Below are 14,594 nucleotides of genomic sequence, written 5' to 3'. Positions count from 1 at the left end.
ACAGCAAAACAATCTGTTTAACTACTTTCTGTCTCACTACACTGCTACCTGAAATATTAGACTAAGAATGATAATCTAACCCAAAGCCTAAAAATCTTGTAAACTTATTCCTAGGAATACTAAGAGTAGCGCGAAACGGTAAATTTTCGTTTATGTTGTATGTTGTAAATTGATCAATTAACACCAAATTTTGCTTGATAAACAAATGAATATCTTGTTTTTCTTATGAAACTTGACCTTAGTTAATCCTCCACCAACGTACGGAGCAAATTACATTCTTTCTTTATTAAAGTTGTAATATATATTGGTCACCCAGCTAAATTATTTAAGCCTTCATTTTTCATTTTAAATGCGACTCTAAAAATCTACTCTAATGTCTAGTCTGCATTAGCGTTATCACACTTTTTAATATCTATCCTAACATTATTTTTCTGCTTCTCGAGAAACTTAATACTCTTCTAGCGTGGATCACATTTTCCTCTAGCAGGGTACTTTGGGTTATAGCTAAGTTTACGTACTTTAAGTTACTTTTATTCTCATAGTTTCCATTGACTAATTTAGTTTGAAGAATATAAGCTTTCAAATTCAACTCTTATATGCTCAATAAATGCTCTGTTTTTATTGCTGCAGCAAAAATCCTGGAACCATATACTTAGGATTTATAGCCAGCTTCAATTTTCTCTTTGCTATTGAAGCTAAAAACTCCTTTTGTGTTGTATATTGTCTGCATTTTCCCTCTTAGACTTTCTATATTATTAGGTAATATTTTGAGGTGTTAGCTCTAAAATAGAAATTTTTCTAAGTTATTCGTTTAAATGCTGTTAGATAAGCACTTAACCGAAAAAGCAAACAAGACAATACAAATGTTGCCCTGAACTTTTTATTTGTTATTTATAGCTTCATTTATATTTCTTACTTAAGAAGCTTATTTATATCAGGAACAGAATTTTTTGCACTTCAAAAAAGTAATGTATACTTTATTAAATGAAAATTCACTTTTTTTGATATGCAAAATTTTGAGATATTAAAAAATCTAGAAGCGAGAACACTAGAAGCTGAAAGAGGAGGAGGTTCTGATAGAGTTGATAAACAACATGCAAAAGGGAAATTAACTGCTAGAGAAAGACTGAGTATACTGCTCGATGAAAATTCGTTTGAAGAATATGATAAATTCGTCAAACATCATGCAACTGATTTTGGCATGCAGAATGCTAATTTTTTAGGTGATGGTGTTATAATTGGTCATGGTACTATTTATGGCAGAAAAGCTTTTGTTTACTCCCAGGACTTCACTGTTTTTGGTGGATCGCTTGGTGCATCTCACGCAAAAAAAATATGCAAAATTATGGATATGGCAATTAATGCTAGGGTTCCTGTTATTGGGTTAAATGACTCCGGGGGAGCTAGGATTCAAGAGGGAGTAAATTCCCTTGCTGGTTATGGAGAAATTTTTCAAAGAAATGTTGATGCATCAGGAGTTATACCACAAATTTCTCTAATCATGGGGCCGTGTGCTGGTGGTGCAGTTTATTCTCCAGCATTAACTGATTTTACTTTTATGGTGAAAAATAGCTCATACATGTTTATAACTGGACCAGATGTGGTAAAAAAAGTCACATATGAAGATGTAAGTCATGAAGATCTTGGCGGGGCGAAAATCCATACAAGTAAAACGGGAGTAGCAGATTATGCGTTTAATAATGATGTTGAAATGTTACTGAAGGTCCGTGAGTTTTTTACCTTTTTACCAGCAAATAATCAAGAGACTCTAAAATCTGTACCTATACCTACCTGCAATGATGTCGATGATATTGATGAGTCTTTAAATACTCTAATTCCTTATAATTCTAATACTCCTTATGATATGTATGAACTTGTTGAGAAAGTGTGTGATGAAAGGAAATTTTTTGAACTGAAGCCTGATTTTGCTCGTAATGTTCTAATTGGTTTTGGTAGGATTAAAGGGAGTACTGTTGGTATTGTTGCAAATCAGCCTATGTATCTTGCAGGGTGCTTAGATATTGATTCTTCAAGAAAAGCTGCAAGGTTTATAAGGTTCTGTGATGCATTTAATATTCCTATTATCACACTCATTGATGTTCCAGGGTTTTTGCCAGGTACAAATCAGGAATATAATAATATAATACAACACGGGGCAAAACTACTTTACGCTTATGCCGAGGCAACTGTGCCGAAAATTAGCGTAATTACTAGAAAAGCGTATGGTGGCGCATACATTGTTATGAATTCTAAACATCTGAGAGGTGATATAAATTACGCTTGGCCGACTGCTGAAATAGCCGTGATGGGTCCTGAAAGTGCAGTTGAAATTATATTTCGACATGAAAAGGATCAGCAAGCCTTAATTAAGGAATACAGAGAAAAGTTTGCTAGTCCGTTTTTTGCTGCATTGTATGGTTATGTTGACAGTATAATAGTGCCAAGTAAAACACGGTACCACCTTCGTAAAGCATTAGAGCTACTCAGAAACAAAAAAGTAGAAGGGATATGGAAAAAGCATGATAACCTACCTCTGTGATTTTCTTCTAAGTTTTTATTTTGGATATAGTCAGTGTGCCGTTACCAAGACTTGAACTTGGGACCTTGTCATTACCAATGACATGCTCTACCATCTAAGCTATAACGGCAGGGTTTATGTATATGAATAACATAAAAAAGAATAAGAAGAAAGAAGAAGAGAGAAAAAGATTAGCGAAAGCTTTAAAGCAAAATATTCTAAAAAGAAAAAAACAGCAGCAAATTAGACAAAACAGATTACTTTCAAAATTTGTTTATAATGAGAAGTTTTTGGAAAAAAGCTCTGTGGAATACCTAAGCGTATTTGAGGAAACTTTAACAGTAAAATTACCACCAAAAACTTAAGTTTTGAGAAGGTATTATGCCAGAACTGCCTGAAGTAGAAGTGATCTCTAATTTTTTGCTTAATAAGATAAAAAGCAAGCAAATAAGCAATGTAACAGTCAATAATTGGAGGATGCGTGTGCCAGTAATAAAAAATATTGATGATGTGCTAAAGAACAGATGCATAAGTAATATTGAACGTAGGGGTAAGTATATAATCTGGTGTATAGACAATGATACAGCTGTAGTTATGCATCTTGGTATGAGTGGGAAGCTTATATATGCTGAAGATGATCGAGCACGGAATAAACATGATCATGTGATATTTTTATTTTCCGACAATACTTCAATAATCTTTCATGATCCAAGAAGATTTGGATTAGTTATTATTTTGAAAGAAGAGGAAAAAGTAAGCTTTTTCAATGATTTTGGAATAGAGCCTCTCACAGATGAATTCAATGGAGACTATTTACAGAGATTGCTGAAAAACAGAAAAGCAAATGTTAAATCAGTATTAATGAATAATAGACTGATAGTTGGTGTGGGTAACATATATGCTTCTGAGAGTTTATTTAGAGCCCGCATATCACCATTCAGGCCGGCACAGGATTTGAAGTACAAAGAGTGCGAAAGACTCGCTACTGAAATAAAAAATGTTCTAAATGATGCAATTACTGCAGGCGGTTCGACGTTGAGAAATTATGCACAGCCATCTGGATCTGTCGGATGTTTCCAAAATGGTTTTTATGTATATGGTAGAGTTCAAAAGCCTTGCAAAGTTTGTAATAACATTATAATACTTATACGCCAAAATGGCCGTAGCACTTATTTTTGCAATGCATGCCAGAACTAAGTTTTATTTTTAGATATGACATTCTCACCTGAAAAAGATCCGCTTAGTTTATTTTCCAGGTGGTATAAAGCAGTACTTGATTCTTTATGTAAAGAGCCAACTGCAATGACGTTGGCGACTTGCAGCAAAGACTGTATTCCATCTGCAAGAGTGGTATTACTCAAGGAATACGGTGAAAAAGGCTTTACGTTCTTCACTAACGTGAATAGTAGAAAAGGAAGAGAATTGACTGAAAATCCCAAAGCTGCATTAGTATTTCACTGGATAGAGTTTTCTAGACAAGTTCGAATCGAAGGAGATGTTAAGCTTTTAGATGGCGAGCAAGCTGGTAAATACTTTTCTTCCCGAGCACGCAATAGTCAAATTAGTTCATGGTGCTCAAAACAATCGAGCGTTCTGGAAGATTGGCAAAATTTCAAGCGAGCTATCGAACTCAAGGAGAAGGAATTTGATAATGCACAAGTTCCCTGCCCTGGTTTTTGGGTAGGATTTTACGTAATTCCAAAAGTAATTGAATTCTGGCAAGAGGGTGAGTACAGGAGGCATATTAGATTTAGATATACTCTTGTTGCGAGAAGCGATTGGAAAATAGAACAGTTATACCCTTGACCATGTAACACAACTGTATGAACACTATGATTTAATAATGATTTTCACTAGGGAATAAGATAAAGACAGCTATAATATACTGTCTTTGAAACAAGTATTTGTGGCCAGCTATGCTGTGCTTCTATAGTACACTGGAATAATATAAAACACCTTAGTTTAAACTATCTTATATCCTTTTTCTTTTGAAGAAAAATGTTCAATTGTAGGTAATATATAATGTACTTGTTCACTTTTTCAGCTACTGGTTCAATGATGTATTTTGTTACAAAAGATCCTACGATTAGTACTGTGAAGCTCCTATCACCATACCTGTTTTATAAAGCTAATGGTACATTTTAAGCATTATGCTATAGGAAATAGCAGCTGTAGATGCAGCAAGAGACCAACTCAGATTGCGGTCCTGTAGTGTATAAACCAAGTATATATAGAAAGTCTTTTGTGAAGAATATTCCTTTTTTGTATATTGTTATATGCACAATATGTATAAAATAATATTGCAAATGGTGGTAATAACTCACTTATGATCAAAGATGATAAAGCTGTAAAACTTAATTCAAAACTTGCAAGCCTCTATCGCAACTCTTGATAATGTAGCAAGAAGCATTAAAAATCTTTTAGTTTCTTTTATATAATTTTCTGCAGAGCTTTAATTCCTTATTATCATTAAGGTTGGCTTGATTAAGCAAGAAAAAATATTTTTTTAGATATAGATATAAAGTTGCGGAGGTAGGATTTGAACCTACGACCTTCAGGTTATGAGCCTGACGAGCTACCAAACTGCTCCACTCCGCGCCGTTGTCTATTTAGATATTATATATATAAATAATAGAAAATAAAAGAATAAAATTACCTCATAATATATGTTTTATGTATTTATTAACTTTTCTTAATACAATTATTAGTTATATATCTAACAATCTATATGTGCAATGAGGAACATAATTTGATGCTAAGGTTTTCTTATATATGCCAGTGTGTATAGATCTTAGTTTATTTCTCTTTGAATTCTAAACATAGCTATGTTTTTACTGTATCTGTTTTTCTTCTACTTTTATTTGTGTTGATCTTGGTTGTACTCTTTTGTAAGAGTACACGGTATTGTGTGTCTCTTTGATTGGCATTATGTTCATAGAGTTTTACGGCTGGATAAACTAAAAAAAAAACAGCTTTAGTTGATATTTAAATTCTTGGTAAGAAAAGTTGTATGAAAAGTGTCGTTGCTATAGTATATTAATAATGAGGTTTCACATAGATAATTTTTGCTCTTTATTAAAAAACTTTCTTCTGTTGTTCGAGTGTATAGGTACTAAGATTTAGAGAAAAACTTGTGGATTTTAGTGTTATGTACTAGAATATGAGACTGCACGTTGCTTTAAACAACGTAAGAAATATCAATTAGAGCTAAGAGGTGGAAAGAAGGTATTAAAATAGACAATCAAGTAAAATTATCAATGAGACTTTTCTATTTGAAGGTTTTATGCCTTTTGGGATGTACATATTTTTTTGCAAGAATGACTTGTTGTCAGAAAATAAGTGCTACAGATTTTGCAATAAGCAAAATAGTTCTGTACAAAAATGCTAGAGCATAGAATCTTTTTCTTCAATTCATTTATGAAAGCCTGTAGGACAATGTTAAAAAAACACATACAGGCGTGATTTCCACATTACTGATTGGTGAGGAAGACAAAAATAGATTGAGAAACTATAGTCGTTTTGGTACTCGTTGCAATAATAAGGAGGGAAATATCAAAGGTTAATAGTGATTATGTTTGCTGCTTCGGTGATTCTTAATAGAGAACCAAAAGCAATTTTAAAACCTGACTTTTAGATATCATTTTCACTGTATTGATATTATTTATTAATTATTTAATCAATGTCAATAGGTTATTTATGATGAAAATAATGTAAAATATCTCACTAGTTCAGCAATAGCAAGCTTAGCGACTGTTATATATACAATGGATAATTTTAATTATTTCTCAACGAATATTATTATCACAAATTTAGCTACTGTACTAATATAGTTATGTTGTTTATTATTTTAAGCGAAGTAATTTATATTTGTTGATTCCTTTAGATGTATTAAGTAGATTATGGCTCTGCTTGTAGAGTGCTTAATTGATAGTATTCAATATATAGAATAGATACAATTGCTAGTTTTCAATATTTAGTTCTGTTCCTATTCGGGGTTTTTCCTGTGTTATTAATTATTATCATAGGTATTTAGGTTATTTTAGCTATATTTATGGAAAAGAAATTCGAGTTTCTTTGGAATTTTTTTTATTGTACTTGGTATTTTCTCTGGTCCTATATATAATAGGGGCTCCTGATATCTTAGTCAGTGCTGGGAATATTGCTGTTAAAAGGAGTGATAATTTAATATCTCTTGCTAGGAAAAGCAGGAGCTTTGCTATCAAAGCATTGGTAAAGTAAATTGGTAGAGTCAAATTTTTAATCGTGCTAAATATAATAACTCAAACAAAGGGCTCAATTGTAGTGATCACTGCTGTGTATATAACAAAAGTGAATGATAAGTTAATGCTGCTGGTTCATAGAAAAAAGATATTATAGAAAATTGTGATAGAATTGACTTAATAATTTAATTAAGCAAGTTTAATTATTTAGTTTATAGTACTAAAATGGTTAAATATGCTAACCTAAAAACATAGCTCACATTCAATTTGGTTAGTAAATTATGGTGTAGAAATTAATAAAATGTGCTCGAGTAGGTTTTAGCGCAAGTAAAAAAGATTAGTTTAATGCTATTATTAGTGTATAATTGGTAGTGAAGATACGGGGAATTTATGGGCTTAAGTACTTAAAAGTACCTTTTCAAATTGAAGGTAGGTTCTAATTAAAAATTAGATGATATTATTGGTTATTTTCTTAAGATATAATGTGCAACAAAGAAGTAGTCTGTAAGTAAATAACACTCTGCTTACATAGCTATGAGTGCTTGGCTTCAATTTTTCTTAGCTTATTATGTTATCGCAGTAATAATAAACCATAGCAGTTTTAGTTAAATTACAGATATTTTTAGTTTATGATTAATGTTAGCTTATGTTTTTGTTTATGTTGTTCTTTCTTCGAACAATTTAATTAACTTCTTTTGCTATAAAGTATATTGATAAGTAAGAAATAGAAGATTAGGAATTGTTTATAGGCTTGATAAAGATACTAGTGAGCTGATGGTAATTTATAAAAGATGACGAAGTTTATAGCTTTTTGTCCGAGTTATTATTAAGTTAAGTTAAAGAGGGAATATTTAACAGTGTTTTGGGATATCATCTAACTAAGGAACCATAAAAACTAATATCACTCCAAACGTGATAGTAAAGAAATGGTATGTGTGTAGCAGTAGTGGACGGGAGGGGGATTGGCAATTACCCGTTATTCAGTGTAGAAAACTATAGAACAAGCAGGGTTAGTAAAATATGTTTTGAAAACAGGTAGAACATACCAAATTTGAGTATATGTAAATCACGTAAGACATTCCATTGTTTGGTGATCAAAATTTACAGGGAAAATAATAGTAAGAGTACACAAAATGTGCTAAAAAAGATTCTGATTTTTTATTCGCACCTTTAATAGACAAGTACTACATGTATATAAACTTGAAGATTATATACCCTTTAAAAGGTAAAGAGTATATAGAATTTAAATCTGATTTACTGAAAAGTATAGAAACTCTGATTGATGAGTTTAAAGAAGCAATAAATTGTACAATTGCTTAAGATATTATACAAATGTCGTATAAGATAATGCCTTGACAGTTGAAGTAAATACTTTTCAATGGTAAAATAATGATTGGTATACAATTTAAATATTATGATTAGTTTATTATTTATAGTATTGGTGTTTTTTTGTAGTGGTGATACATTTGCGAAACAGGAACCACGTTCAATAGCTGCAGACAGTCATATAAAGGTAATAAATTATAATCCGCAGGCTATACATAAATACACAGGTTTTTACGGTTATCAGTCGAGTATACTGTTTGAACCAGGTGAAGTGATACAGAATCTTTCAATGGGCGATTCGACTGGTTGGCAGCTTGTTTCTCATGGTAATAGGTTATTTATCAAACCTATAGATGATATTGCTGATACTAATGCAACTATTATTACTAATAAAAGAGTTTATTACTTTGAATTTCATGCTGAGGAAGCAACTGGATTAGATGATCCGAGGTTAGCATATGAAGTGAGGTTTCTTTACCCACTATTTAATAGTGAAGAAATCTACACAACCGATAATGGTGATATTCTTGAACAAGCTAGTCCTACCACTGTTCCTGATATGAATGATATTGAAGTTGCAAAAAAAGGCTTAAATTTTAATTATTCTATCTCACATATTAAGGGTAGTGAGTCGATAGTACCAACTAAAGTCTTTGATGACGGGAAATTCACGTATCTGCAGTTTAATAAGATAAATTCTGACTTTCCAGCAATCTTTATGGTTAATTCTGAAGGGTATGAATCTCTAATAAATTTTCGTGTAGTTGATGATTATCTTATACTTGAGAAAGTAGGCTCTGTATTTACCTTAAGAAAGGGGTCAAGCACAGTTTGCTTGTTTAATGAAGATATGTCTTTAATAAGGAGATAAGTGGTTAGTGTAAATATAGTGTCTATAAATAATGGGCACAAATTTTTTTTTTGTTCAGCAAAGTAGTAAAAGATAACCTAAGTCGTATAAACGATAAAAAAATTAACTTTACTTATAGCTAAGTATAGCTAAAAACCTACCTGTCAATCTCACCAAAAACTATATCAAGTGAACCAATGATTGCCGCAATATCAGAAAGCATGTGTCCTTTTGCCATGAAATCTAAGGCTTGTAGATGTGCAAAGCCAGGTGCTCTTATTCGGCATCTATATGGTTGGTTAGTTCCATCCGAAACTATATACACTCCGAACTCACCTTTTGGTGCCTCAACAGCTGCGTAAGTCTCACCTTCTGGTACATGGTACCCTTCTGAGTAAAGCTTAAAATGGTGAATTAGAGCTTCCATAGATTTTTTCATTTCTGCTCTTGGTGGTGGAGAGATTTTTCTATCTTCAGTTTTTACTGGCCCTCTAGGCATTTTTTCTATACACTGTTTTACTAAGCTAGTAGACTGTCTAATTTCTTCCATCCTCACTAAATAACGGTCATAACAGTCACCGTTTCGACCGATTGGTATATCAAAATCTAGTTGATCATATACTTCATATGGCTGACTTTTTCGTAAATCCCAAGCAAGTCCAGCGGCACGCAACATTGGGCCGCTGAAGCCCCAGTCAAGAACCTGTTTAATTGACATTTTACTGATTCCTACAGTGCGTTGCTTCCATATTCTATTTTCTGTTAAGAGATCATCAACATCATCTATATACTTTGGAAACTGCTCTATAAACTTTGCAATATCCTCAATTAAACCTTCTGGAACATCTGCTGCAATTCCACCTGGTCTGATATAAGCTGCGTGAAACCTTGCTCCTGAAGCTCTCTCGTAAAACTCCAGTATTTTTTCCCTCTCTTCAAAGAGCCATAAAAGAGGAGTCATTGCTCCAACGTCAAGTGCTTGTGAGGAAATATTAAGTAAGTGGTTGAGTATTCTTGTTAATTCACAAAACAGAACACGCAAATATTTTGCCCTAATTGGAACTTCACATTGCAGTAATTTTTCTACACACAATGAATATGCATGCTCTTGTGACATTGGTGATACATAATCAAGGCGATCAAAATAAGGCAAAGCTTGAAGATACGTTTTGTGTTCTATTAATTTTTCAGTACCGCGGTGTAAAAGACCGATATGAGGATCGGCTCTTTCAATCACTTCGCCATCCATCTCTAAAACAAGGCGTAATACCCCATGTGCAGCTGGGTGTTGAGGTCCAAAATTTAGCATCATTGCCTTTAAATCGGGCATGTGAGGTAGTTTAGTTTTAGGATATTAAAATAATATAGATGAAAGTGTGTTGAAAGTCAATAGACCTTCTTGCATAACACTTTAGAAGTGCGTTAGACATGTCAAAATGGAGAAAATAACTTAATAAATTTTGCTAGTTCTCTTTACCATAACATAAAGCTGAAGCTATTGTGTAGCTAGTCTCTTAATATTTAATTTTTTACATTATGCTTACTTTATATCTTTATAAGTTTTATTTAGATTTCTAGATTTTTATTCATATAAGCATGAAATTATGCTTATAAAGTATTTAAGACAGTGGATATCAAATTTTTTAATAGGTTTAGCTCTGAGGTTTCTTTAGTCTTTTTTTTCTCCGTTTAGTAGATTTCTTATAGGTGTCTTCAATGGCATAGCTAGAAAAAGCGTTGTATGGATTTTAATAATCATTTTTTACCTTTAAGAGGACCACATTTCTACGTCTTTTATTTTAACGATTATACTTATTTTGAAAATTTTTCTGCTAAACTGCCAAACGGACGCTTTAATTGTTTTTATGACATAAACACCTTTTTCTATTGCATACTCAGTATAGCAGAATTTATCTTAGAGTTTAGGGGTTTTAGGTTTTATTCTTAATAGTTTAACTTTTGTACTAAACTCATAACAAGAACCGTAACCTGAATTCTTGCTTCCATGTTTTTGTTTTATTTCTTTTATATTGAGATCAACTTCGGTATCAACTTTTTGATTACTAATCTGTTGCTAATTTATTGGCTATTAGAGTTTTGTTCATTTAGTTTCATTTACTCTTTTTTGCTCTGAAGAGCATCTACCGGTATACTAAATAAATGTCTTTTTGGTACATTAAAATAATTACTGTCTTCCAGACAAATTTTTGATAAGTTTTTTATGTAAGTTATATACTTCAACGTAAATAAATTTTTTTGATATGTTTAAATGATTGTTTTCTTTTAATGAGTTACTGTCCATTAGATTTGTACATCTCAGTGTAAATGGAATCTTTTGAAAACAAAGCATTATAGCTAGTTCTCTTTCCTCATACTCGAAAGTTCTAGGAGATTTTTTAGATACTATCTTACAGCTACTTAGCTGAATAACTTTAAGTTTCAATTTTACTACTTCTTTAAGTTTATCAAAGCCATTCTTTTTTTTGTAAATCTTTAATGTATTCTTCTTTTTTTGTTATTTTTAGATATTACACTACGTATTATTAATTCGCTAAGCACTAGTAGTATTTTTCTCTATATTCTATGAAAAACTTTCTAACTTGCACCGATACTCTTTACTTGTAAGCAAATGTTCTTTTATGTTTATAAATTGTACTTATTATTGTATCATTGTTCCGCCTATCGCATTAGCGTTTGCGTCAGCATTAATGAGTAATACTATTTTACGTCACCAATCAAAATTTGTTTGCTGGGTGTTCTAAAGTAAGTTTTAAAATTTGATTATTATTTATGTTAGATGATTCTATGTTTCTAAGAGGATTAATTTTTAGGAGAATTTTTTTTGAAAAATTTATTATTTATTAATATTTAAAGTTAATTTTACAGCTTTTATGTTGCTACTTCTGGTAGATTTGATTAAAAAATTATTTAATGTTGCTTATGATTATACCTTTTATAAAAACTCACTATCACTGCACAATTTTTGAACTATAAAGATTTTTATTTTGGACTGATAGAAGCTTTTTTATATCCACTTAACAAGGTGTTTGGATTGTAGAAGTGATCTTGTTATTTATCGCAAAAACTTATCTTTTATGTAAGAGGCCTTTCCACAATTTCCTACTTGTTTTTTTCTTAAACTAAAATAGATAAAATACCGCTGTGCTAATTTTCTATGGCTTTGTTGACAAAAATAAGTCCACCTTTATATTTCTAGAAATGAAATTTGTTGCTATTACTTGCTACCATCTTTATAACATAATCTCCCTTGAAAGATTCATTTTACAGCGTATGTTCACGTTTTTTTTGGTTCTTTTTACTCTATTAATACTTTTCTTATGCAATAAAATCAGCCATATTCGAGAAGAACTGTATGATAAATGCTCTTTAATATTAATTGTCTGAAGTTACTGGAACCTCCTTATCTACGTTTTGTAACTAGTGTATAAACAGTAATTCTGTTCCCTATAACTAAGATAAGTAGGATTTTCCTAGACTCTGAAAACAGAGTCAACTTTTATTGCTTAGTAGTAGATATGATTACACTTCCACATCACTTTGTAGAAATCTTTACTGGGTTAGCTGTACTGAATAATTTTACTTGAATTGAATGTACTAATTCCATGTGTCCTTTATCTAATATTTCTAAAGTATTTTAAGCTATTATCTTAATAATATTATTTATTTCACAGTCCGAGTTGCCATTATCTAAATAATAACGGTAATTGTCAGACTCATAGTTATCTTTTCCGTTTGACCTGTATGCTTTAGAATTTACTACTTTGCTATGATGAGACTCACTACTATGATGTTTTAATAATGATGTGTAATAATATTGTCAGCATTAATTATTCTTAATGTTAAATCGAACAATATTATGAATATATCAATGTTAATTATCTCTTTCATAGAGATGATAGCACGATGTAATAATAATGTAATTATCTTTTTCATAAAATCTTAATAACTTCTTTGAAGGAGATATTTGTGGATTATTCTTTAAGCCTGTTTTCAGGCTTCTAGGAAATTAATATTGATAATTTTTAAAATAGATAGCTTTCCTATTTGTTATTTACTGAATTATGTGTATAAAAAAACAAATCAGTTTATTTTCGTAAATATAGTTGTAATATTAACTGATCAAACCTTGAAGCTTAGCTTTTTCATTAGAATATTTCTTTGTTTCTTTCTACATGATGTTCTGAACAAGGCTTTTAAACATATTTATTCATCTAGATAATATATTAGAAATTCTTATGTTATAAGATTTTTAAAATGGTAAGGCTACAATCTTTAACTTACGTAGGGAAAATGTTTTCTAGTCAAGTTTACCTTTTTTCTATGCTCGTAAATTTCAAATTTAGCGCACTCAAAAGTAAGATTGTTCCCAGCAAAATCATGGGTACTGAAAGTAACTGTCCCATGGTTAAACCAAGCCATAAGTAGCCGACTTGATAATCTGGCTCACGGAAAAACTCAACTATAAAACGTGCTATTCCGTACCACATAGCTGCGATGCTAGTTAACACACCACAATATAGTCTTATTCTAGTCAAGAAAAACAGTAGATTCATAACTATGAAAAGCAGTAATCCTTCAAAAAATGCCTCATAAATTTGGCTCGGATGACGCGGTAAATTATCGCTTTCTGGAAATATTATACCCCATGGTATAGTCGTAGTTCTGCCAAATAGCTCTCCATTTATAAAATTGCCTATACGACCTAAAAATAAACCTACAGGGACTCCGCAGGAAATTAGATCCAATGTATAAAATATGGGAATGTTATATCTTTTACACAAAATTATTACCGCAAGAAAAACTCCTATGGCACCACCGTGGAACGACATACCTCCTTTCCAGGTTTTTAATATCTCAATAGGGTTGCTTACATAATAACTTAAATCATATATCAATATGTAACCAAGCCTTCCTCCAAGGATAACTCCTATGATAGTTGCTGTTAATAATGAGTTGTGAAAGTTTTTGGTAAATACCTTTTGGTTATCTAGCTTATATAAATACCAGTGTGCAAATACTATACCAAGAACATATGCTAGAGAATACCAATATATAGAGACAGAACCAATTCTGAAAATTACTGGGTTTAAAGACATATTTTGCTACAAGTTATTTTTAAACAATCTGCTTTTTTCACGATTCCATTCTCTTTGTTTTATGGTTACTCTCTTGTCGTAAAGTTTTTTTCCTTTCACGATAGCAATTTTAGTTTTTGCTAATCCTTTACAATTAAAATAAATTGAAATTGGTATAACAGTTATTCCAGCAGTCTTAATCTGGCTAATTAATTTATTTATCTCTTTTTTGTGCAGAAGCAGTTTACGTTCTCTTTTTGTCTTATGATTTTTTCGGTTTGCGTCTTTATATTCTGCAATATGCATGTTGTGTAGCCATATTTCACCATTTTTTTCAATGACGTAAGCGTCAGAAATGTTTACTTTTCTTTCCCTTAGCGATTTAACTTCACTACTTAACAAAACCATGCCTGCTTCAAATTCTTCTAAGATAAAATATTCAAACTTTGCTTTTCTATTTTCTGTAATAACTTCCATATTAAAAGATATTTCTTTGAGCTTTAATATATTACGAGATTTTTAGTTTAACTCATAATAGGGAAAGACTGCTAGTGAGCTGGAGGCTAATTATGTTGATCAAAAAA

General features: G+C 31.4%; 9 protein-coding genes and 2 tRNA genes. 5 read left to right on the top strand and 6 right to left on the bottom strand.

Annotated features, from left to right (window positions below; genetic code table 11):
* The first annotated feature begins 1,006 nt into the window (after positions 1-1,006).
* Positions 1,007-2,539 (top strand): acyl-CoA carboxylase subunit beta, encoded by a 1,533-nt coding sequence (locus WOVOC_RS03325; RefSeq protein WP_025264301.1) that lies wholly within the window; start codon positions 1,007-1,009, stop codon positions 2,537-2,539.
* Positions 2,540-2,575: 36 nt separating this feature from the next.
* Here the strand turns inward: WOVOC_RS03325 and WOVOC_RS03320 are convergent.
* Positions 2,576-2,648 (bottom strand) — tRNA-Thr (locus WOVOC_RS03320).
* A gap of 13 nt (positions 2,649-2,661) precedes the next feature.
* On the opposite strand from WOVOC_RS03320, the gene WOVOC_RS03315 reads away from it, so the two are divergent.
* Genes WOVOC_RS03315 through pdxH form a run of 3 tightly spaced genes read left to right on the top strand, consistent with a single transcriptional unit; the run spans position 2,662 to position 4,324 of the window.
* Positions 2,662-2,883 (top strand): hypothetical protein, encoded by a 222-nt coding sequence (locus tag WOVOC_RS03315; protein ID WP_242368929.1) that lies wholly within the window; start codon positions 2,662-2,664, stop codon positions 2,881-2,883.
* Positions 2,884-2,899: 16 nt separating this feature from the next.
* The gene (gene mutM / locus WOVOC_RS03310) at positions 2,900-3,715 is read left to right on the top strand and encodes a bifunctional DNA-formamidopyrimidine glycosylase/DNA-(apurinic or apyrimidinic site) lyase (protein ID WP_025264299.1); all 816 of its coding nucleotides are present in this window, start codon (positions 2,900-2,902) and stop codon (positions 3,713-3,715) included.
* A gap of 15 nt (positions 3,716-3,730) precedes the next feature.
* Positions 3,731-4,324, top strand: coding sequence for a pyridoxamine 5'-phosphate oxidase (gene pdxH / locus WOVOC_RS03305; protein ID WP_014868800.1), 594 nt, complete (start codon positions 3,731-3,733; stop codon positions 4,322-4,324).
* A 718-nt stretch (positions 4,325-5,042) separates the two neighbouring features.
* Here pdxH and WOVOC_RS03300 read toward each other — a convergent pair.
* Positions 5,043-5,116, bottom strand: a tRNA-Met gene (locus tag WOVOC_RS03300).
* A 3,036-nt stretch (positions 5,117-8,152) separates the two neighbouring features.
* Between WOVOC_RS03300 and virB9 the strand changes: the two genes are divergently transcribed.
* On the top strand, positions 8,153-8,935 hold the full coding sequence (virB9, locus tag WOVOC_RS03285; protein WP_014868799.1) for a P-type conjugative transfer protein VirB9: 783 nt from the start codon (positions 8,153-8,155) through the stop codon (positions 8,933-8,935).
* 136 nt (positions 8,936-9,071) lie between these two features.
* Here virB9 and WOVOC_RS03280 read toward each other — a convergent pair whose 3' ends face one another.
* The 4 genes from WOVOC_RS03280 to smpB all read right to left on the bottom strand — a co-directional run bounded on the left by WOVOC_RS03280 (position 9,072) and on the right by smpB (position 14,487).
* Positions 9,072-10,244, bottom strand: coding sequence for an NADH-quinone oxidoreductase subunit D (locus WOVOC_RS03280; RefSeq protein WP_025264298.1), 1,173 nt, complete (start codon positions 10,242-10,244; stop codon positions 9,072-9,074).
* Positions 10,245-12,727: 2,483 nt separating this feature from the next.
* Positions 12,728-12,868, bottom strand: a complete 141-nt coding sequence (locus WOVOC_RS04675) for a hypothetical protein (protein ID WP_155981150.1) — start codon at positions 12,866-12,868, stop codon at positions 12,728-12,730.
* A 374-nt stretch (positions 12,869-13,242) separates the two neighbouring features.
* A complete protein-coding gene (gene lgt / locus WOVOC_RS03270; protein ID WP_025264296.1) occupies positions 13,243-14,031 on the bottom strand; it encodes a prolipoprotein diacylglyceryl transferase in 789 nt (262 codons plus the stop codon).
* Between the two features lie 6 nt (positions 14,032-14,037).
* Positions 14,038-14,487, bottom strand: coding sequence for an SsrA-binding protein SmpB (gene smpB / locus WOVOC_RS03265; RefSeq protein WP_014868796.1), 450 nt, complete (start codon positions 14,485-14,487; stop codon positions 14,038-14,040).
* Positions 14,488-14,594 lie beyond the last annotated feature (107 nt).

Source organism: Wolbachia endosymbiont of Onchocerca volvulus str. Cameroon, assembly GCF_000530755.1.
Lineage (GTDB): Bacteria > Pseudomonadota > Alphaproteobacteria > Rickettsiales > Anaplasmataceae > Wolbachia.
This window is presented reverse-complemented; position numbering and strand designations above follow the sequence as displayed.

Coding starts and splice junctions, on each gene's coding strand:
- pdxH (WP_014868800.1), top strand. CDS start 3,731: ATGACATTCTCACCTGAAAAAGATCCGCTTAGTTTATTTTCCAGGTGG.
- WOVOC_RS03315 (WP_242368929.1), top strand. CDS start 2,662: ATGAATAACATAAAAAAGAATAAGAAGAAAGAAGAAGAGAGAAAAAGA.
- WOVOC_RS03280 (WP_025264298.1), bottom strand. CDS start 10,244: ATGCCCGATTTAAAGGCAATGATGCTAAATTTTGGACCTCAACACCCA.
- WOVOC_RS03325 (WP_025264301.1), top strand. CDS start 1,007: ATGCAAAATTTTGAGATATTAAAAAATCTAGAAGCGAGAACACTAGAA.
- smpB (WP_014868796.1), bottom strand. CDS start 14,487: ATGGAAGTTATTACAGAAAATAGAAAAGCAAAGTTTGAATATTTTATC.
- lgt (WP_025264296.1), bottom strand. CDS start 14,031: ATGTCTTTAAACCCAGTAATTTTCAGAATTGGTTCTGTCTCTATATAT.
- WOVOC_RS04675 (WP_155981150.1), bottom strand. CDS start 12,868: ATGAAAAAGATAATTACATTATTATTACATCGTGCTATCATCTCTATG.
- virB9 (WP_014868799.1), top strand. CDS start 8,153: ATGATTAGTTTATTATTTATAGTATTGGTGTTTTTTTGTAGTGGTGAT.
- mutM (WP_025264299.1), top strand. CDS start 2,900: ATGCCAGAACTGCCTGAAGTAGAAGTGATCTCTAATTTTTTGCTTAAT.